The organism is Pseudarthrobacter phenanthrenivorans (genome assembly GCF_000813845.1).
GTDB classification, from domain to species: Bacteria; Actinomycetota; Actinomycetes; order Actinomycetales; family Micrococcaceae; genus Arthrobacter; species Arthrobacter phenanthrenivorans_B.
This window is the reverse complement of sequence record NZ_JWTB01000034.1, coordinates 1-19,850: the sequence shown is the minus strand read 5'-3', so window position 1 is coordinate 19,850 and position 19,850 is coordinate 1. Positions and strand designations below refer to the sequence as shown.

Genomic DNA, 19,850 nt, shown 5'->3' with positions numbered 1-19,850 from the left:
GGCGCCGGATCGCCATAAGCTAGCCCCATGACTTCCACTGAAGAGTTCCGCATTGAACATGACACGATGGGCGAAGTCCGCGTCCCCGTGAACGCACTGTACCGCGCGCAGACGCAGCGGGCAGTGGAGAACTTCCCCATTTCCGGCAAGACCCTGGAGCGCACCCACATTGAAGCGCTCGCCCGGGTCAAGAAGGCCGCCGCCCAGGCCAACGCAGAACTGGGCGTGCTCGACGGCGAGCTGGCCAAGGCGATTGCAGACGCTGCGGACGAGGTAGCTGCCGGCAAGTACGACGGCGACTTCCCCATCGACGTCTTCCAGACCGGTTCCGGCACCTCCTCGAACATGAACACCAACGAGGTCATCGCCGAACTGGCAACGCGCGCACTGCAGGCCGCGGGCAGCGACAAGGTTGTGCACCCGAACGACCACGTCAACGCATCGCAGTCCTCGAACGACGTCTTTCCCACCTCGGTCCACGTGGCTGCCACCTCGGCGCTGATCAACGACCTCATTCCCGCCCTGGGCTACCTTGCCGAGTCGCTGGAGCGCAAGGCCGCTGAATTCAAGGACGTCGTCAAGTCCGGCCGCACCCACCTCATGGACGCCACCCCGGTGACCCTGGGCCAGGAGTTCGGCGGCTACGCCGCACAGGTCCGCTACGGCATCGAGCGCATCAACGCCTCGCTCCCCCGCGTTGCCGAGGTTCCGCTGGGCGGCACGGCCGTGGGCACCGGCATCAACACCCCGGCCGGCTTCCCGGAGCGCGTCATCGAGCTGCTGGCAACGGACACCGGGCTGCCCCTGACCGAGGCCCGCGACCACTTCGAGGCCCAGGCCAACCGGGACGGCCTGATCGAGGCCTCCAGCCAGCTTCGGAACATCGCCATCTCCTTCATGAAGATCAACAACGACCTTCGCTGGATGGGTTCCGGCCCCAACACCGGCCTCGGCGAAATCGCGATCCCCGACCTGCAGCCGGGCTCCTCGATCATGCCCGGCAAGGTCAACCCGGTTATCTGCGAGGCTTCCATCATGGTTGCCGCCCAGGTTATCGGCAACGACACCGCCATCGCCTGGTCCGGCACCAACGGCGCCTTCGAGCTCAACGTCGGCATCCCGGTCATGGCCGCCAACCTGCTGGAGTCCATCCGCCTGCTGGCCAACACCAGCCGCGTCATGGCGGACAAGATGATCGACGGCATCACCGCCAACGTGGAGCGCGCCCGCTTCCTGGCCGAGGCCTCCCCCTCCATCGTCACGCCGCTGAACAAGTACATCGGCTACGAGAACGCCGCCAAGATCGCCAAGACCGCCGTCAAGGAGGGCCTGACCATCCGCCAGGCCACCGAGAAACTCGGCTTCGTCGGCGACGGCGACGGCAAGGTCTCCGAGACCGACCTGGACAAGGCGCTGGACGTCACCACCATGACGGCCCCGGCCCACAAGGCCTAAGTCCCCACCGCTTCCAGGACGCCCGACGGCGGCCGGCACCCTTCGAACGGAAGGTGCCGGCCGCCGTCGGACTTTAAGCCCCTGGGAACCCGGCCCCGCCGGACTCCCAGTAAACTTGCACTAATCACTACGGAGTGCAAAACTTTACTACGTGTCTGATAGTGCAACTTCTGAATCCGGGCTGCGGCAGCGGAAGCGTGCCGCCACCCGCGGTGCCATCACGGCCGCCGCCCGTGCCCTCACGGCCGAACACGGCCTGAACGGCTACACCGTGGAGGAAGTGTGCGGGGCCGCCGGAATCTCCCGCCGGACCTTCTTCAACTACTTCCCCACCAAGGAAGACGCCATTATCGGTCACGCCGAAGATGACATCCCGGCCGACGTCATCGAAGAATTCGTCGCCGGCGGCGCGGACTCCCCGGCCGGCGAAATCTCGGCCACCCTGTTCCGTGACCTGGTGAGGCTCTCCCTCCGCCTGGCCGAGGGCATGACCGCGTCCGAAGAGGAAACCCGCCAGCTGATCGGCGTGGTCCACAAGGAGCCGCAGCTCATCCTGAAGATCATCGGAGTCACCGAGCAGCGGGAGGCCCAGTTCGCCAGGGACGTTGCCCGCCGGGAAGGCGTGGCCCCGGACCACCCCGTCGTGCAGATGGCCGTCGTGCTGCTCAGCACCATCGCGCGCAAGAGCAGCATGGCGTATTTCTCCGACGGCAACACCCGCAGCTACCGGGACCTGCTGCTGGAGAACATCGCAGCCGCCAGCCTCCTGTTTTCCCAACCGTTCGACATCCCGGATACCACCGCCGCAAAAGGACAACCATGAGTACCGCCACCGCCAAGGCGCCTGCAGGACCGCTCCTGCTGACCCAAAAACGCATCTGGATCATCTTCTCCGCACTGATTGCGGGCATGCTCCTCTCCAGCCTGGACCAGACCATCGTCTCCACCGCGATGCCCACCATCGTGGGCAAGCTGGGCGGCGTGGAACACCAGGCCTGGATCACCACCGCCTACCTGCTGGCCACCACCATCGTCATGCCCATCTACGGCAAATTCGGTGACATCCTGGGCCGGCGCAACCTCTTCCTGGTGGCCATCGCGCTCTTCACGCTGGCCTCCGTGGGTTGCGCCCTTGCCACCGATTTCTGGAGCTTCGTCATTTTCCGCGCCATCCAGGGCCTGGGCGGCGGCGGACTCATGATCCTTTCCCAGGCCATCATCGCCGACATCGTGCCCGCCAAGGAGCGCGGCAAATACATGGGTCCCCTGGGTGCCATCTTCGGCCTCTCCGCCGTGGCCGGCCCGCTCCTGGGCGGCTTCTTCGTGGACCACCTCACCTGGGAATGGGCCTTCTACATCAACATCCCCGTGGGCCTTGCCGCCTTCGCCATCGCCTGGTTCGCCCTGACACTCCCCAACAAAAAAGCGGAAAAGCGGGTCGACATCCTGGGCGTCGTCCTGCTCTCCGCCGCCACTTCCTGCCTGATCTTCTTCACCGACTTCGGCGGCAAGAAGGACGAAGGCTGGGATTCGCCGCTCACCTGGGCCTTCGGCGCCGGCCTGGTCGTCTCTGCCGCCGCGTTCGTGATGGTGGAGCGCCGCGCCGAGGACCCCATCATTCCGCTGAGCCTGTTCCGGAACCGGATCTTCATCAACGCCACGGCGATCGGCTTCACCCTGGGGCTGGGCATGTTCTCCGCCATCGCGTTCGTTCCCACCTTCCTGCAGATGTCCTCCGGGACCTCCGCTGCCGAATCAGGCCTGCTGATGCTGCCGATGATGGCAGGCCTCATGGGAACCTCCATCTACTCGGGCATCCGGATTTCCAAGACCGGCAAGTACAAGCTGTTCCCCATTCTGGGCGCCGCGCTGACCATGGCCGCCATGCTGTGGATGACCACCCTCGCAGCCAGCACGCCCATCTGGGTGATCTGCCTCCAGCTGTTCGTCTTCGGTGCCGGCCTGGGCCTGATCATGCAGGTAGTGGTCCTGGTGGTCCAGAACTCCGTGCCGGCGGACCAAATTGGAACCGCCACCAGCACCAACAACTACTTCCGCGAGGTGGGGGCGGCCATGGGTGTTGCGGTGTTCGGCTCGATTTTCACCACCCGTCTTTCCGAGGCGCTGACCAATGCCTTCACGGGTGCAGGAGCTTCCGCCGAGCAGGCAGGGCAGTCCACCCGGACCCTGGATCCGCAGGCGTTGAGCCAGCTCCCCGAACAGCTGCGGGACGCTATCGTGAATGCCTATGCCGATTCGCTGGCACCGGTGTTCTGGTACCTGCTGCCGTTCATCGCCGTTGCGCTGCTGCTGGCCATCACGCTGAAGCAGATCCCGCTGTCGGACACCGCCGGCATGGTGGCGCGCGGCGAGGCCGTGGGCGGGGAGGAGGCGGAGCGGCTGGCGGCCGGGCTCGCCGGCACGTCCGCCCCCGGGCGCGAAACCGGGCCCGCTGCCGGCGTAAAGGACGACGACGGCGAGTTGGTCTCCCCGGGCCGGTGACGCCTGCCGGACACCGGGCTTGGCCGCGGCAGCTTGGCTGCCCACGCCCCCGAGAACGCACGCCGGCGGACGACCACCGGCGCGAATGGCTGCAGGGCCGCCGCAATCGTGGGGGTTGCGGCGGCCCTGTGGCCGTTCCCCGGCCTTTCCCGGGCGGTGGCGGTTGGATTCGGCTTGTGGCGTCAGGGTTCGAAGTGGACGGCGCCGGAGGGCGCGAGGGCCTGGCGGATACTGGTCAGGTGGCCGGGCATGAGTTCGGGAAGGTCGTCCACGCTGAACCAGCCGACGGCCAGGGACTCGTCGTCGTTGACCCTGGCCTCGCCGGAAACGTAGCGGCAGAGGAACACCACGTCCAGGAACTCGCAGACATCCCCGTTCGGGTAGGTGACCGGCCCCACCGCGCCAACCGACACCACGCGTTCCGGTTCGGCCACCACAGCTGTTTCCTCGAAGATTTCCCGGACCAGCCCGCGTGCAGGCTGCTCCCCCGGGTCCAGCATGCCACTGACGAGGGCCCACTGCCGGTTGTCCGACCGCTGGGCCAGCAGGATCTTCCCGGCGTCATCCACCACCACGCCCCGGACCCCTGGGACCCAGATGGGATCGTTGCCGATCTTCTCGCGCAGTTTCAGGACGTATTCGGGTGCAGGCATACCGCCAGCCTACCGAATGGCCCCGGCCGCCGGCGGCCAGGGCCGACCGCTGCCGGTCGGCCAGGCACTGGACCCTCAGGCGGGCAGCAACATGGCTGCAGCGGCTCCAGCAAGCATGAACGGGCCGAACGGGATGGCGGACTTCAGGGTGCTGCGCCTGGCCGCCAGGAGGGCAATGGACCATAGGCCGCCGAGCAGGAAGGCCAGGAAGGTTCCCGCGAACAGGTGCCCCCAGCTGAGGTAGCCAAGGTACATTCCGAGCACTCCGGCCAGCTTCACGTCACCGAAGCCCATGCCGGGAGGATAGATGAAGCGCAGGATGAAGTAGAAGAGCCACAGGATGGCGCCGCCGGCCACGATGCGGACAGCCGGTGCGGCGATAAGGCCCCCCGGCGTCACGCCGGCAGATTCAGGGCTGGCCCATGCCACGGCGGCGGCCGCCAGGAGGAGGACCCCGGCCACGGCATAGGACGGGAAGACAATCCGGTTTGGCAGCAGGTGGTGCCGGACATCGATGATGGTGAGCCGGATTGCCATCACCGCGAAATACAGGCAGGCGGCCAGGACCAGCCAGAAGGCGGGCGGGGTGTGCTGCCACAGTTCACCGAGTCGTCCGATCACCCCTCGGATGCTACTGGATCCACCCATCCCAGCCCCAACGACGCCGCGTAAGATGTGGATATGTCCACCTGGGACTCCCGGCGCCGGCCTGTTCCGGGCCTTCCTGCAGCATCTTCCGGCGTTGCGGCTTCCGCGGACCTGGCCGCCACCTTCCGCAACCTGTGCCGCTCTTCCCCCTGGAAGTGGCAGTCGCTGCGGTTTGAGTACTGGGACCGGGCCTTTGATTCTGCACCCGCGCCGGGCGCACCCTTCGTGCGCGCATGGCTCCGCCGTCCGGGTGCGCTCCGCCTCGAAAGCCCTGGCGGACTTGTCCTGCACACCACCACAGGAATCAACGATTCCAGGGATGTCCTCTACGTGAGTGCCACCCGCAAGTCCTGGCTCCTCCCGCCCTCTTTGGTCACTCCCGTCTACGACGGCGATGGGCTGGTACGCCGCCGGCCGGAAGCGGCTTACGGCGAACCCGGGTTCGGCAACGGCCGGTTTTCGGCTGCGCTGGACCCTGTGGAGCTTGCGGGGAACGCCCCGGTGCCCATCGAGTTCCCCGGCAGCAACGCCCTGGACCTCCGGGAGCTCCGGTACGCCGGGCACGAGGGCCGCCCTGCCCTTGAGGCAGTCGCAGTCCCGAACGTGGCCTACCGGCCCACGGATCCGGCCGCCCCCCTTTGCCTTCCCGGCATGTCCCGCCTCCGAATCGATGCAGCCACCGGAGTCTGCGTGTCCAGCCAGTCATTGGAAGAGGCAACCGGGGAATATGGCCATTGGATCCATATCATCGCCGTGGACGAGTACATGCCCGATGACCTGTTCCTGGCCGAGTCCATGAACCCGACGGACGTCCGCCGGCATGTCAGCTGGGACATCCCGGCCTGAGGGTGACAGGTACCCGCGGCAGCGATCGGCTAGGCTTCGCGGATGACTTCCATGAGCTCCATCTGGCCGCTGTTCGACCTCAGGCTTGCATCTCCCCGGCTGGAGCTCCGTCCCATCACCGACGGGGACATCCCGGCGGCCGTGGCCGCGGCCCGGGAGGGAATCCACCACGCCGGCAAGAATCCGTTCAGCACCCCCTGGACCGAACTGCCCCACGATGAATTGGGTCCGAACATGGCCCGCTGGTACTGGCGCTGCCGCACGGAGTGCAGCCCCGAAAACTGGACCCTGCTCCTCGGGATCTGGCATGGGGGCCAGTTCGTCGGCTGCCAGGACGTTGGTGCCAAAGACTTCGCAGCCCTCCGGACGGTCACCACCGGTTCCTGGCTGAAGCAGACCGTCCAGGGGCGGGGCCTGGGCAAGGAGATGCGGGCCGCCGTCGTCCTCTGGGCCTTTGACTGGCTGGGCGCGGAGGTTGCCGAGTCAGAGGCGGCCGCCTGGAACAGCGCCTCCTTGGGTGTGTCCCGTTCCCTCGGCTACGAACTGAACGGCATCTCCCGCAAGGTATGGGGCAAGGAAGTCCAAACCGTCCAGCACGTCCGCCTCACCCCGGAAACCTTCAACCGCCCGGACTGGAAGCTGAAGGTCAACGGCCACGAGTCAGCAGCGAAGTTCCTCGGCGTGCGCTGAGTGCCTGTCCATGGCTGGGTCCGCCGGGCCACGGTCCTTCTCCGTCGCTTAGACACAGCGCATAGGGCCACCTTCGGTCGCTGGGCGACCTGCGGCGTCCGATGCGCCGCGATGCGCTCCTGCGAGAAGGGCCGTGACCCGGCTTGTGGCTGTCCATGCGTGGAGGTGCGCCTCTGCACAAGTCCGGACGGACGGGGCCACAGACACGCACAAAGGGCCGTGGCCCGGCGAACCCGGCCACGGCCCCTTGCCTCGGCGACTTAGCCTTCCAGAAGCTCCGTCACCAGTGCTGCGATCGGCGAGCGTTCGGAGCGGGTCAGGGTGACGTGGCCGAAGAGCGGGTGTCCTTTCAGGGTTTCGACGACGGCGGCGATTCCGTCGTGGCGGCCGACCCGGAGGTTGTCGCGCTGGGCGACGTCGTGGGTGAGCACGATCTTGGAGTTCTGGCCGATGCGGCTCATGACGGTCAGGAGCACGTTCTTTTCCAGGGACTGGGCTTCGTCGACGATCACGAAGGCGTCATGCAGGGAGCGTCCGCGGATGTGGGTGAGGGGCATGACCTCGAGCATGCCGCGGTCCATGACCTCCTCCACCACTTCCTGGCTGACCAGGGCACCCAGGGTGTCGAACACTGCCTGGGCCCATGGGTTCATCTTTTCGGATTCCGAACCGGGCAGGTAGCCGAGTTCCTGGCCGCCCACAGCGTAGAGGGGCCGGAACACAATGACCTTGCGGTGCTCGCGGCGTTCCAGCACCGCCTCGAGGCCGGCGCAGAGGGCAAGGGCCGACTTGCCGGTGCCGGCCCGGCCACCAATGGACACGATGCCCACCGCCGGGTCCATTAGCATGTCGATAGCCAGCCGCTGCTCTGCCGAGCGCCCATGGAGGCCGAACACATCCCGGTCTCCCTTGACCAGGCGGACCTGTTTGTCCGCGCCTACCCGGCCGAGGGCAGAGCCGCGGTTGGAGAGCAGGACCAACCCGGTGTTGACGGGAAGTTCGGCTGCCGCGGGGATGAAGACGGGTTCGTGGCCGTAGAGGGTGGAGATTTCCTGTTCGTCCGCTTCGATTTCGGCAACGCCCGTCCAGCCGGAGTCCTTGACCAGCTCGTTGCGGTACTCGTCGGCGGTCAGTCCCATGGCGGACGCCTTGACCCGCATGGGCAGGTCCTTCGAGACAACCGTGACGTTCCGTCCCTCGTTGGCCAGGTTCTTGGCGACGGCGAGGATCCGGCTGTCATTGTCCCCGCTGCGGAAGCCCAGCGGCAGGACCTCTGCGGAGATGTGGTTGAGTTCCACCATCAGCGTGCCGCCCTCGTCCCCAATGGGGAGGGGCTGGTTGAGACCGCCGTGCTTGACCCGAAGGTCGTCCAGGAGCCGAAGGGCCTTGCGCGCAAAGTACCCAAGTTCCGGATCGTGGCGTTTGGCTTCGAGTTCGGTAATGACCACAACCGGAACAACCACCTCATGTTCGGCGAACCGCAGCAGTGCCCGGGGATCGGAGAGCAGGACGGAGGTGTCAATGACGAAGGTGTGGATGTCGGCTTCCCTTCCGGAGACAGCAAAACCGGCCGCAGCTTCAGATGCTGCGCCGGTTCCAATGGTGGCTCGCTCGGCGCGAGAGGTAGCTTTTCCGCCCTGTCCAACCAGGACCTCGGGCAGTTTTTCAGAAGTAGCCACATCGACTCCAGCCCCGGGCACCAGCCCGGAATTGTTATTGGTGAGGCGGCTCGGCCAGGAGGCCGGGTCCGGCCTCCCATACAACCGGTGCGATGTTTCGCTCCATGTACTGGCCTCCCCGATCAGCCGGCGGTTTTGCCTGCTGATGGTTATAACGTAAATCCATTCGGGGTAATTTCCGCAACCATTTCCCGGCGATTTTCCTTGCCGGTGTGTGAACTCGTTATGAACCGGGAGTTTCAGGCGCCAAAGCGGCGCTGCCGGCCCGCGTAGTCACGCAGGGCGCGGAGAAAATCAACCTTGCGGAAGGCGGGCCACAACGCCTCGCAGAAGTAGAACTCGGAGTAGGCGCTCTGCCACATCAGGAAGCCCGAAAGCCGCTGCTCCCCTGAAGTCCTGATGACCAGGTCGGGGTCCGGCTGGCCGCGGGTGTACAGGAAGCGCGAGATGTCATCAACGCAGAGGTCATCCGCCAGCTTGTTGATGTCCATCCCCTTGGCTACGGCGTCGTGCAGGAGTTCGCGGACGGCGTCGACGATCTCACGGCGGCCGCCGTACCCCACGGCCACATTGACGTGGATTTTCTCCCGCACAGGGGTCCTGGCCGTGAGCTTGTTGAGCCGTTCGGCCAGGTAGTCCGGCAGCAGTTCGGGGGCACCCATGGCATGCACGGAGATGTTCGCGTCCTCGTCAAGCCGGTCCAGGGTGTTGGCGATGATGCCCATCAGGAGGTCCAGTTCCTCGCTGGAGCGGTTCATGTTGTCGGTGGACAGCATGTACAGCGTCACCACTTTGACGCCCAACTCCTGGCACCAGCCAAGGAACTCGTGGATCTTGTCGGCGCCGGCCTGGTGGCCTTGGCTGGTGGGGGCATTGAACTGCTTGGCCCAGCGCCGGTTGCCGTCCACCATGACGCCGATGTGCCGGGGTATCCGGTCGCGCGGCAGGTCCTTGAGCAGGCGGCGCTCGTAGAAGCCATAGAGGAACCCGGGCAACTCCACGCGTCCACTCACCTGACTTTCCTGCCGTACGTACATCCACATCCTAGGCTACCGCCCGGGAGGACCGGGTACCGGCAGGGGCCCCTCCGCCCGCGTTCAATCTTGTTACTAGCCAGTAACCTACTGCTCCGTAAGTTATTCTGGTGCCATGAACAGCGACTCCCCGCAGGCCATCCCCGCGCCGCAGCCGGAGGACCCGGACGCGGGCACGGACCAGGGAACCAGCGTCGTGGATGATGCGGCCGTACGGCTGGCTGAACTGTTGATGATCAAGCCGAAGTGGCGGGGCTGGATCCACACGGTGACTGCCCCGCTCGCCCTGGTGGCCGGCATCATCCTGGTGGTGCTGGCACCCACGGCGGACCGCAGGATCACCACCGCCGTCTATGCCGCAACCGGCGTCTTGCTGTTCGGCGTCAGCGCCGTCTACCACCGGGGCAACTGGTCGCCCAGGGTGAAGCTCGTCCTGAAACGGCTGGACCACACCAACATCATGCTGGTGATCGCCGGCACCTATACGCCGCTGGCCTGGACACTCCTGGAACGCCCGCAGGCCGTGGTGCTCCTGTGGGTAATCTGGGCCGGAGCGATCCTTGGCGTCCTCTTCCGGCTGCTGTGGACAGACGCGCCGCGCTGGCTCTACGTTCCCATCTACATAGCCCTGGGCTGCGGGGCACTGTTCTACCTGCCGCAGTTCTTCCAGGCCAGCATCCCCGCCGCCGTGCTGATCTGCGTTGGCGGCGTCCTGTACATCGCGGGGGCGGTCTTCTACGCGCTCAAGAAACCCAACTTCAGCTACAGCCATTTCGGGTTCCACGAGCTGTTCCACGCCTTCACCGTGCTTGCGTTCGCGGCCCATTTTGTGGCTATCGCCCTGGCCGTCCTGGACTAGGCGGGCTGCACCAGCAGGGCGGGATCGCGGCCGCCCGCAGGCATGGACGGCCCGGCAGGGCATTTTCCTGCCTGTAGTGGCGTGGACTGCCCAGGGAACGCCGGTTATTCGCGCGGCGCCCCGCCTGCCGGCCCCTCTCCGTTGGTGCCGGGCGCTGCCCGGTGCGTGCCGCCGTCGAACCCGTTCCGGCCGTCGAGCCCGTCCTGCGCGTCCGCGGCATCCACGTCCGCCGCAGCGGCTGCCGCCAGGCGCTCCTCCTCCACCTGCGCACGGTAGCGCACGCGGCGGATGCGCCGCACCATGTCGACGATGAGCAACGCGGTGGCCACCACGAAGAATGCCGTCATGATGAATCCCAGCAGGCCCGGGGTGACCTGGTCCTCGGAAATCCCTTCCCGCAACGTGGGCGTGGGCAGCGGAGTGGGGGTCGTGGCGAGGCTGAGGAGCAGAGAATGCACGGTTGAAACCTTCTGGTGGAACGGATGCAGCAGGAAGCGGGCGGGACCGACCGTCGCCGCGCCTATCTTCTACACGGGATAGAAATAGCCTGCCGGTCTATCTTAGCCCCGCGAACAGGTCCTTTTCGGGAAGCTCGGAAGGCACCCGGGAATGGATCAGCGAGTAGTCTTCCCACGGCCACGCGCGGCGCTGCATCTCGGGCGAGACGGCAAAGAAGAATCCCAGGGGATCCACCTGGGTCCGGTGGGCCCGCAAGGCGTCGTCGCGCACCTCGAAAAAGTCGCCGCAGTCTATCTGGGTGGTGGTGGGATGCTTTGCCGGCGGAGGGGTATGCCCCTCCGCGTCGGCCTCCAGCCATGCGGCCAGGCGCTCGGCATACGGCGACTGCAGGCCTGCCTCCTCCAGTGCGAAATGCAGGGAACGGAAACGCTCCGGGCTGAAGGCGCGGTCGTAGTACAGCTTGCTCGGCTCCCAGGCCTCCCCCGTCTCGGGGTAGCGGTCCGGATCACCGGCGGCTTCAAAGGCCTCCACGGCCACCTTGTGCGCCATGATGTGGTCCGGGTGGGGATAGCCGCCGTTCTCGTCATAGCTCAGGATGACGTGCGGCTTGAACGAACGCACCAGCCGGACCAGGGGCGCGGCAGCCTGGTGCAAGGGCAGCGTCGCGAATGACCCGGCGGGCAGCGGCGGCAGCGGATCACCTTCGGGAAGGCCCGAGTCAACGAAGCCGAGCCACCGCTGGCGGATGCCCAGGATGGCGGCGGCACGCTGCATCTCCAGCCGGCGCGCACCGGCCATGTCCCGTTTAGGATGGGGTTCGCCTTCCACCGCGGGGTTCTGGATGTCGCCGCGGGACCCGTCCGTGCACGTGGCTACCAGGACATCCACGCCGGCTGCCGCATACATCGCCATGGTCGCGGCGCCCTTGCTGGATTCGTCATCCGGGTGGGCATGGACCGCGAGCAGCCGGAGCGGCGCCTGGGAGTTGCTGGACGCTGTCATGGTGGAGACGGCTCCTTATTCTTCTTCTGCGGTGGGGGCAGCTTGTGGATGGTGTGGTGCGGGTGCCCTGCCAAGCCGGCGGCCGCAGCCACCGCAAAGCGCCGGCGGAAAGGGCACTAAACTGGTCTGGTGACTTCCCCGGACCAGCCGGCCCATCCCGCGCCCGCAGACACTAGCCTAGCCAATCGGTATGGTGCTAAAAAGCGCCGGCTCTCCCCCGCCGCCGCCCGGGCTGCCGTCGCCGTGGCGCTGGTCGCGGGAATCGGGTTCCTGGCGTGGGTGACCACCTCGAACTCGCTGTCGGGGGTCACGTTCAAGGATGTGGGCTACAGCACCACGGATGCCACCCTCGCCGAGGTGGACTTCCAGGTGACCCGGGAACCTTCCAACCCCGTCAAATGTGCCGTGAAGGCACTGGATTCGAAGTTTGCCGTGGTGGGCTGGAAGGTAGTGGACATTCCGCCGACAGCTGCGGATGGGACGGCCGACGGCGGCAGGACGGTAGCCCAGCGCGTCACCGTGCGCACGGAGTCGGAGTCCGTGTCCGGCGTGGTGGACAGCTGCTGGATTCCTGACGCGTCCTCCTGACGCGTGTGATGTGCGACGCACCCCTGTTGGGTTATCTCCAGAGGATTGACTACAATGGAGAGATACCTTTACCCCGCTGAGCTGGTTACTGTTCCACAAGTGGCCACCGTGGCGGGGTCTTTTGCATGTAGGACCACTAGAGGAGAAGTCCGTGTCTACCACCAACAGCGCATCTGCAGCCTGGCTCACCCAGGAAGCTTTTGACCGCCTGAAGGCAGAGCTGGACCACCTTTCCGGCGCAGGCCGGGCGGAGATCGTCCAGAAGATTGAAGCAGCGCGGCAAGAGGGGGACCTCAAGGAAAACGGGGGCTACCACGCGGCCAAGGAGGAGCAGGGCAAGATCGAGGCCCGCATCCGCCAGCTGACGGTGCTGCTCCGTGACGCCCATGTGGGTGAAGCGCCTGCCGATGACGGCATCGTGGAGCCCGGCATGATCGTGGTTGCCAGGATTGCCGGCGACGAAGAGACGTTCCTGCTGGGTTCACGCGAGATCGCCGGCGACTCTGACCTGGATGTCTTCAGCGAAAAGTCTCCGCTGGGAGCAGCCATCCTGGGCCACAAGGAGGGCGAGACCCTCAGCTACGCCGCACCGAACGGCAAGGACATCACCGTGGAGATTCTCTCCGCCAAGCCCTACGCTGCCTAGCGCCACCCTGCCGGCACCACTGAAGCCGAAAGCGGCGGCCGTCCCCTCGGGGCGGCCGCCGCTTTTCGTTTAAGTACTGCCTGGGCCTCAACTGCCTGACATCCAGGCTCCTGCGCAGGGGGCGCCGTCAGGTTCCCCGCACTACCGCAGTGTTCCGTGGACGGAGCAACAGGGCGGCAATGATGCCACCCGCTGCGCCGCCCAGGTGCGCCTGCCAGCTTACGTAGCCGGCCACGAAGGGCAGCGCTCCCAGCAGGATGCTGCCGTAGCCCATGAAGAGGACCACAGCCAGCAGGATTTGCCGCCAGCTGCGGTTGAAGAACCCGCGCACCAGCAGGAAGGCGAAAAGCCCGAACACCAGGCCCGAGGCACCCACGGTGACGCCATTCCCGATGAGCCAGACGGTGAGCCCGCTGCCCAGCCAGCTGAAGGCCAGCGCGGTGAGGAAAACGCGGAGCCCGGAGAGGAACACCAGGAAGCCAAAGATGACCAGCGGCAGGCTGTTGGAGAGGAGGTGGTTCAGGTTTGCGTGCAGCAGCGGGAAAGTGAAGATGTCCAGCAGCCCGTCCGGGCTCCGGGGCCGCAGGCCGAAGGTCCGGATGAGAGCTCCCATCATCAGGCTGTTCACCACCTCAATGGCGAACAGCAGGGCCACGAAGCCGCCCAGAACCACGAGGCCGCCCTTTGCGCGGGAGGCAATGTCCTGCCGCGCAGGCCGGCCGTTACCCATCAGTCCCGCCACCGCAGCTCCTAGTGCACGACGATTGGCTGGAAGCCCTCGGCACGGAGGGCGCTGAGGACCTGCTCACCATGCTGGTGCCCCTTGGTTTCGAGGTTCACGGTGATTGAAACATCGCCCATGCTGATGGAACCGCCCACCCTCGTGTGGTCCAGGCCGGTGACGTTGGCGTCGTTCTCTGCAATGATGCGGGCGATCGTTGCCAGCGAGCCGGGCCGGTCGTCAAGCATCATGCGGACGGTCATGTAGCGGCCTGCGGCTGAGAGGCCGCGCTGGATCACTTTCAGCATCAACATGGGATCGATGTTTCCGCCGGAGAGCACCGCTACGGTGGTTCCGGGATTTTCGATCTTGCCGTCCATGAGTGCTGCCACGCCCACGGCCCCTGCGGGTTCAACCACCATCTTGGCCCGTTCCAGCAGGAAGATCAGTGCACGGGCCAGGGAGTCTTCGCTGACCGTGACGACGTCATCGACGAGTTCCCGGATGATACTGAAGGGCAGCTGCCCCGGCCGGCCCACCGCGATGCCGTCCGCCATGGTGGAGACCTTCTTCAGCGGCACCAGGGCATCGGCGGCAAGCGACGGCGGGTAGGCGGCGGCGTTCTCCGCCTGAACCCCGATGATCCGGATCTCCCGGCCAAGTTCCCTGGCGCGCGCCTTGATGGCGACGGCGACCCCGGCCAGGAGGCCCCCACCGCCCACACCCATGAGCACGGTGTCCACGTTGGGCACCTGCTCGAGGATTTCCAGGCCCACGGTGCCCTGGCCGGAGACGACGTCCACGTTGCCGAAGGGATGCACGAAGACCATCCCGGTTTCGTTGCTGTAGCGCTGGGCTTCCGCGAGCGCCTCGTCCACGTTGTGTCCGTGCAGGACCACTTCCGCGCCGTGGCTGCGGGTTGCAGCCAGCTTGGGCAGCGCCACTCCCAGGGGCATGTAGATGCGGGCCTTGATGCCCAGGCTCTTGGCAGCAACGGCAACACCCTGTGCGTGGTTGCCGGCCGAGGCAGCCACAACTCCGCGCTTCTTCTCGTCCGCGGAAAGCCGCGCCATCCTGACGTAGGCGCCGCGCACCTTGAACGAGCCGGCGCGCTGCAGGTTCTCGCATTTGAAGTAGACGTCACCGCCTACCAGGCCGCCCAGGGCCCGGGATGATTCCACGGGAGTGCGCGCAATAATCCCGTCAAGCAGCTTCTGCGCCTCAAGGACATCGTCCAGTGTGACGGGAAGGGTTTCAAGGATCTTCACGGACTACTCTCCTCTGGGATCTGCCCCCGTGCCCTCCGGGGAGGACGTGCGGGCATCACGGTGTTCGGCTGCAGTGCCGGCCGCCGCATCCCCGTTGGCGTCGGATACTGAGGGCGGTTCAACATCCTCGATGGTGTTGTCCCCGCCTGTTCCGGCTGTGATGGGCCTTCCGGCAATAACCGGCACTTGTTCATGTTCCCACGTTCTGGCGGCGATGTAGCGAACGGCCGAGTTTGCTACGGCCAGGATGGGTACCGAGAACAGGGCCCCGGGGATGCCCGCGAGGTAGGATCCGGCCGCGACGCTGAGGATCACTGCCACCGGGTGGAGGGATACTGCCTTGCCCATGACCAGGGGCTGCAGGATATGGCCTTCGAGTTGCTGGACCAGCAGGACGATGGCCAGCATGATCAGGGCGTTGATGGGGCCGTTGGCCACCAGGGCCAGGAGGACCGCGACGACGCCGGTCACCAGGGCACCGACCACCGGAATGAACGAGCCGAGGAAGACCAGCACGCCCAGCGGGAGGGCGAGCGGAACGCCGATGATGGCGGCGCCTACGCCGATGCCGAGGGCGTCGACGGCGGCCACGAACATCTGGATCCGGGCATAACTGACCATGGAGGCCCAGCCCTTGCGGCCCGCCCCGAAGGTGGCGGCCCGGGCCGTGCGGGGAAGCATCCGGACCAGGAAGGCCCAGATCCGGTCACCTTCCAGGAGGAAGAAGATCAGGATGAACAGCGAGAGCAGCATTCCCGCGGCGAAGTGGCCTGCGGTGCTGCCGAAGGACAGGGCACCGCTGAGGATGCTGCTGCTGTTGTTCTGCAGCGCGTCCGTGACTTCCTTGACGTACTGGTCGATCTGCGCGGCGGTCAGGTGGAGGGGGCCGGCTGAAAGCCAGTCCTGGACCTGGCGCACGCCTTCAAGCGCCTGCGAATAGAGCTCGCCGAAGCCCACGGCAAGCTGCCTGCCGACCAGTGCCAGCGCCCCGACAATGACGCCGACGAAGCCCAGGACAGTCGCGGCGACGGCGAGCCCGGCGGGAAGTCCGCGCCGCTTGAGCCAGGCGGTGACGGGGCTGAGGAGCCCGGCGAGGAGGGCAGCCACCATGATGGGGATGATCAGCAGGGTGATGTGGCTGAGCAGCCACACCAGAATCCCTGCCATCAGGAGGATCAGCCCCAGCCGCCACGACCAGGAGGCGGCGATGCGGATCCCGTAGGGAATGTCCTTGTCCAGTTCGCGGTCGGTCAGGACACGCAAGGGTGCAGCCGCAGCGGGTGCCGGCGCGGGGACCGGGCGGGCCAGGGTGACGTCATCCTCGTTTGGCTTCATATCCCAATACTTCCCCAGCCGCCGCCCAATGGGAAACTACCCCGCCGCCGTGCCGGGCCGGTAATCGATGCCCCATTCCATGCTGAAGGACCCGCCGGGAGCCAGCCACCGCAGGCCGTCGCCCGAGTTGAACGCATTCGCCGGCCCGGTCATGGGCTCCACGGCCACGGCGCGGTGCCGGCCCGGGTATACCGTGCTGACGTAGACGTGGACATAGCGGCAGTTTTCGTCCTGCCACAGCGACACCGCACTGCCGTCGGCCGCAGCGAGGGTGTGCCTGGCCCTGCCGCCGTCGAATTGCAGATCCGTCAGGGCGACGTCCACCGCGAGGCCGGCGATGTGTTGGCCGGAACGGAAATCGGTGTCCCCGTCAACCGGTGCCGGGCTGCGCGGAATCAGCCGCTCGTCCGTCACCAGCCTGGTGCCGGCTGCCACCGTCAGCTGCAGGTCCTCCACCGCGGCATCCCCCACCCTGAGGTAAGGGTGCGCACCCAGGACGAACGGCGCCGGCGCCGTTCCGTCATTGCTCAGGGTCTGGCGGACTTCCAGCCCCAGGTCTCCGGACAGCCGGTATTCCACCCGGTGCCGGACCAGGAACGGATAGCCGTGCTGCGGAAAAACTGTGGCCTCCAGCGCCACGGAATGCTCCGACTGCCCCACCAGTGCATAGCCGGTGTTCCGGAGCAGTCCATGGCTTGCGTTGTTGCGGGACACCTCGGTGATGTCGAGCTGCTGCTTCCTGCCGTCGAGGAACCACACCCCGTCCTCCACCCTGTTGGCCCAGGGCGCCAGCGTTATTCCGGCACCACCGGGGGCAATCTCGTCATCACCATAGGTCTCAGTCAGCAGGACGCCGCCCCGGCTGAAGGAGCGGAGGCCGGCGGCGAGTTCGGTGACCACCGCCACGGCGTCGCCGCGGCGAAGCTCGTATTGCCGGCCGGTGGCGCAGGCGCGGGCGGTTTCAGGTGCGGGGATTTCCTGTTCGGAAGAGGCTGTCATGGGCTTTACCGTACAACGGGCAGCCCTTCGGCTCCATCAGGGCTCCTGTTACTTTTTGTTGTTAACTATTCATTCTTGATCGTTTATGGCAAACTTTTGATATGACAGGGATTACCAGTACCAAGCTCTCGGACGGCCGGGAGCTGATCTACTTCGACGATGCAGGCACCCGCACGTCGAGGGAAGACCACCTCACAACCGACCACCGCGGGCTGCCCCCGCGCGGGGAACCCGGCGAGGTACGCTTCGACGCGCTGACCGGCGAATGGGTGGCGGTTGCCGCCCACCGCCAGGCGCGCACCCACCTGCCGCCGGCAGACCAGTGTCCTATCTGTCCCACCACCCCCGGCAACGCCACGGAGATCCCGGCAGCCGATTACGACGTCGTGGTCTTCGAAAACCGTTTCCCCTCCCTGGGCCCGGCACTCGGGCCGGTGCCCGAAGACGCCGCCTGGGGAACGAAAGGCCCTGCCTACGGCCGCTGTGAAGTGGTGTCATTCACGCCCGAGCACACCGGATCCTTCAGCGGCCTGAGCCCGGCACGGTCGCGGACGGTCATCGAAGCCTGGTCCCACCGCACCGCTGCCCTCAGCGCCATGTCCGGCATCAAGCAGGTTTTCCCGTTCGAGAACCGGGGCGCGGACATCGGGGTAACGCTGCACCACCCGCATGGCCAGATCTACGCCTACCCCTATGTCACGCCCCGGGCCGGCGTCCTCGGCGCTGCCGCCCGCAAGTACTACGACGCAAAGGACGGCAGGGACACGTTGACCGGTTCGCTGCTGCGCGCCGAACGGGAGGACGGCAGCAGGATGGTCCTGGAAGGAACGCATTTCAGCGCCTACGTTCCCTTCGCAGCGCGGTGGCCCCTGGAGATCCATCTGGTCCCCCACCGGCAGGTACCGGACCTGGCAGCACTGGGCGGAGAGGAAAAGGACGAGCTGGCGGAGGTCTACCTGGACCTGCTGAAGCGGGTGGATGCCCTCTACCCCACGCCCACGCCCTACATTTCCGCGTGGCACCAGGCGCCGCTGGACGACGTGCTGCGGCCCGCGGGCTACCTCCACCTCCAGCTGACCTCGCCCCGCCGGGCGGCCGATAAGCTGAAGTACCTGGCAGGATCGGAGGCGGCCATGGGCGCCTTCATCAACGACACCACCCCCGAAGATGTGGCGGAACGGCTGCGTACGGTTGCCCTGCCGCCGTCGGCCCATGCCGCCTCCCTGGCGGCCGCCCCGGAAGGAGCCTCCGCGTGAGCGTTCAGGATCATGGCACCACGGCAACGTCCACCGGGAAGGATCTCAGCGCCCGTTTCGAGCAGGAGTTCGGCAACGCCCCGGACGGCGTGTGGCAGGCGCCAGGCCGGGTGAACCTGATCGGAGAACACACCGACTACAACGAAGGCTTCGTGCTGCCGTTCGCCATCGACCGCACCGCGCGGGTGGCTGTGGGCGTCCGCGGGGACAGCACCGTGCGGCTCCTGTCCACCTATGGCGACCAAGGCGTGGTCACAACATCCCTGGAGTCCGTGCAACCCGGAACGGCCAAGGGCTGGACCAAGTACCCACTCGGCGTGATGTGGGCCCTGCGGGAACGGGGCATCGATGTCCCGGGCATCGATCTGCTGCTGGATTCCAACGTTCCGCTGGGAGCCGGCCTGTCGTCGTCGCACGCCATCGAATGCGCCGTCATCACCGCTCTCAACGAGCTCACGGGGGCCGGCCTGGAGGCCCAGGACATGGTGCTGGCAACCCAGCGGGCGGAAAACGACTTTGTGGGCGCTCCCACGGGGATCATGGACCAGTCCGCCTCCCTGCGTGGCGCAAAGGGCCACGCCGTCTTCCTGGACTGCAGGGACCAAACGGCGAGCCTGGTTCCCTTCGAGACCGAACCCGCAGGCCTGGTGCTCCTGGTGATCGACACCAAGGTGTCGCACTCCCATGCGGACGGGGGCTACGCCTCGCGCCGGGCGTCCTGCGAGCTTGGGGCGGAGGTGCTGGGCGTGAAGGCGCTGAGGGACGTGGAGGTGGCCGATCTGGCGGAGGCCAGCGGCCTGCTGGACGAGGTCACCTTCCGCCGGGTGCGCCACGTGGTGACCGAGAACGACAGGGTGCTCCAGGCGGTCGAGCTCCTGGCCGGGCCCGGCCCGGGCGCCATTGGGCCCCTGCTGGACGCCAGCCACGCCTCAATGCGGGACGATTTCGAGATCTCCTGCCCGGAGCTGGATCTCGCCGTCGATACCTCGCGCGCCCATGGCGCCATCGGCGCCCGGATGACCGGCGGCGGGTTTGGCGGGGCGGCGATTTCACTGACACCTGTCGCTGCCGAGCAGGAGGTACGTGACGCCGTCGCCAAGGCCTTTGCCAGGGCCGGCTTCACCGCGCCGGACATCTTCACCGTCTCCCCTGCCGCCGGCGCCATGCGCCTCGCGTAGGTTGCTCCCATAAACGACAGTGGGCCCCACCA

20 protein-coding genes are annotated in these 19,850 nt (G+C 66.6%); 10 read left to right on the top strand and 10 right to left on the bottom strand.

Features of this window, described 5'->3' with window-relative positions; translation table 11 throughout:
- Positions 1-27 precede the first annotated feature (27 nt).
- The 3 genes from RM50_RS16900 to RM50_RS16890 all read left to right on the top strand — a co-directional run bounded on the left by RM50_RS16900 (position 28) and on the right by RM50_RS16890 (position 3,957).
- Positions 28-1,455 carry a class II fumarate hydratase gene (locus RM50_RS16900; protein ID WP_043455013.1) on the top strand — a complete coding sequence of 476 codons (1,428 nt, stop codon included), beginning with the start codon at positions 28-30 and terminating at the stop codon, positions 1,453-1,455.
- 151 nt (positions 1,456-1,606) lie between these two features.
- Positions 1,607-2,278, top strand: coding sequence for a TetR/AcrR family transcriptional regulator (locus tag RM50_RS16895; protein WP_043455010.1), 672 nt, complete (start codon positions 1,607-1,609; stop codon positions 2,276-2,278).
- Entirely contained in the window at positions 2,275-3,957 is a 1,683-nt protein-coding gene (locus RM50_RS16890) for an MDR family MFS transporter (RefSeq protein WP_043455008.1), read from the top strand. The genes RM50_RS16895 and RM50_RS16890 overlap by 4 nt, the downstream gene beginning before the upstream one ends.
- Positions 3,958-4,139: 182 nt before the next feature.
- Here the strand turns inward: RM50_RS16890 and RM50_RS16885 are convergent, their stop codons facing one another.
- Positions 4,140-4,610 (bottom strand): NUDIX hydrolase, encoded by a 471-nt coding sequence (locus tag RM50_RS16885; RefSeq protein WP_043455006.1) that lies wholly within the window; start codon positions 4,608-4,610, stop codon positions 4,140-4,142.
- Between the two features lie 75 nt (positions 4,611-4,685).
- Positions 4,686-5,231, bottom strand: coding sequence for a prepilin peptidase (locus tag RM50_RS16880; RefSeq protein ID WP_043455004.1), 546 nt, complete (start codon positions 5,229-5,231; stop codon positions 4,686-4,688).
- A 60-nt stretch (positions 5,232-5,291) separates the two neighbouring features.
- Here RM50_RS16880 and RM50_RS16875 point away from each other — a divergent pair, with 60 nt between their 5' ends.
- Together RM50_RS16875 and RM50_RS16870 are read left to right on the top strand one after the other, a co-directional pair.
- Entirely contained in the window at positions 5,292-6,104 is an 813-nt protein-coding gene (locus tag RM50_RS16875; protein ID WP_205622295.1) for a hypothetical protein, read from the top strand.
- A gap of 42 nt (positions 6,105-6,146) precedes the next feature.
- Positions 6,147-6,794: a GNAT family N-acetyltransferase gene (locus tag RM50_RS16870; RefSeq protein ID WP_043455001.1), complete on the top strand. Its 648-nt coding sequence runs from the start codon at positions 6,147-6,149 to the stop codon at positions 6,792-6,794.
- A 260-nt stretch (positions 6,795-7,054) separates the two neighbouring features.
- On the opposite strand, the gene RM50_RS16865 is transcribed toward RM50_RS16870, so the two are convergent.
- Both RM50_RS16865 and RM50_RS16860 read right to left on the bottom strand, forming a co-directional pair.
- Complete coding sequence (locus RM50_RS16865; RefSeq protein ID WP_043454996.1) at positions 7,055-8,473, bottom strand: PhoH family protein; 1,419 nt, start codon at positions 8,471-8,473, stop codon at positions 7,055-7,057.
- 239 nt (positions 8,474-8,712) lie between these two features.
- The gene (locus RM50_RS16860) at positions 8,713-9,474 is read right to left on the bottom strand and encodes an isoprenyl transferase (RefSeq protein ID WP_043455018.1); all 762 of its coding nucleotides are present in this window, start codon (positions 9,472-9,474) and stop codon (positions 8,713-8,715) included.
- A 148-nt stretch (positions 9,475-9,622) separates the two neighbouring features.
- On the opposite strand from RM50_RS16860, the gene trhA reads away from it, so the two are divergent.
- Positions 9,623-10,366, top strand: a complete 744-nt coding sequence (trhA, locus tag RM50_RS16855) for a PAQR family membrane homeostasis protein TrhA (RefSeq protein ID WP_205622293.1) — start codon at positions 9,623-9,625, stop codon at positions 10,364-10,366.
- 104 nt (positions 10,367-10,470) lie between these two features.
- On the opposite strand, the gene RM50_RS16850 is transcribed toward trhA, so the two are convergent.
- Both RM50_RS16850 and mca read right to left on the bottom strand, forming a co-directional pair.
- Positions 10,471-10,824 (bottom strand): hypothetical protein, encoded by a 354-nt coding sequence (locus RM50_RS16850; RefSeq protein ID WP_043454995.1) that lies wholly within the window; start codon positions 10,822-10,824, stop codon positions 10,471-10,473.
- A gap of 97 nt (positions 10,825-10,921) precedes the next feature.
- Positions 10,922-11,827, bottom strand: coding sequence for a mycothiol conjugate amidase Mca (gene mca, locus RM50_RS16845; protein ID WP_043454993.1), 906 nt, complete (start codon positions 11,825-11,827; stop codon positions 10,922-10,924).
- Between the two features lie 129 nt (positions 11,828-11,956).
- Between mca and RM50_RS16840 the strand changes: the two genes are divergently transcribed.
- Positions 11,957-12,415, top strand: a complete 459-nt coding sequence (locus tag RM50_RS16840) for a DUF4307 domain-containing protein (protein WP_043454991.1) — start codon at positions 11,957-11,959, stop codon at positions 12,413-12,415.
- A 151-nt stretch (positions 12,416-12,566) separates the two neighbouring features.
- Positions 12,567-13,061, top strand: coding sequence for a transcription elongation factor GreA (gene greA / locus RM50_RS16835; protein WP_043454990.1), 495 nt, complete (start codon positions 12,567-12,569; stop codon positions 13,059-13,061).
- Positions 13,062-13,188: 127 nt separating this feature from the next.
- Here the strand turns inward: greA and RM50_RS16830 are convergent, their stop codons facing one another.
- Genes RM50_RS16830 through RM50_RS16815 form a run of 4 tightly spaced genes read right to left on the bottom strand, consistent with a single transcriptional unit; the run spans position 13,189 to position 17,384 of the window.
- Positions 13,189-13,803 (bottom strand): rhomboid family intramembrane serine protease, encoded by a 615-nt coding sequence (locus RM50_RS16830; RefSeq protein WP_043454989.1) that lies wholly within the window; start codon positions 13,801-13,803, stop codon positions 13,189-13,191.
- Positions 13,804-13,811: 8 nt separating this feature from the next.
- Positions 13,812-15,050, bottom strand: a complete 1,239-nt coding sequence (ilvA, locus tag RM50_RS16825; protein ID WP_043454987.1) for a threonine ammonia-lyase — start codon at positions 15,048-15,050, stop codon at positions 13,812-13,814.
- 3 nt (positions 15,051-15,053) lie between these two features.
- Positions 15,054-16,385: an AI-2E family transporter gene (locus RM50_RS16820; RefSeq protein WP_205622292.1), complete on the bottom strand. Its 1,332-nt coding sequence runs from the start codon at positions 16,383-16,385 to the stop codon at positions 15,054-15,056.
- Positions 16,386-16,421: 36 nt separating this feature from the next.
- Complete coding sequence (locus RM50_RS16815; protein ID WP_043454985.1) at positions 16,422-17,384, bottom strand: aldose 1-epimerase family protein; 963 nt, start codon at positions 17,382-17,384, stop codon at positions 16,422-16,424.
- Between the two features lie 101 nt (positions 17,385-17,485).
- On the opposite strand from RM50_RS16815, the gene galT reads away from it, so the two are divergent.
- Together galT and galK are read left to right on the top strand one after the other, a co-directional pair.
- Positions 17,486-18,640 (top strand): galactose-1-phosphate uridylyltransferase, encoded by a 1,155-nt coding sequence (gene galT, locus RM50_RS16810; RefSeq protein ID WP_043454984.1) that lies wholly within the window; start codon positions 17,486-17,488, stop codon positions 18,638-18,640.
- Positions 18,637-19,818 (top strand): galactokinase, encoded by a 1,182-nt coding sequence (gene galK, locus RM50_RS16805; RefSeq protein ID WP_043454983.1) that lies wholly within the window; start codon positions 18,637-18,639, stop codon positions 19,816-19,818. Before galT ends, galK begins: the two co-directional genes overlap by 4 nt.
- Positions 19,819-19,850 lie beyond the last annotated feature (32 nt).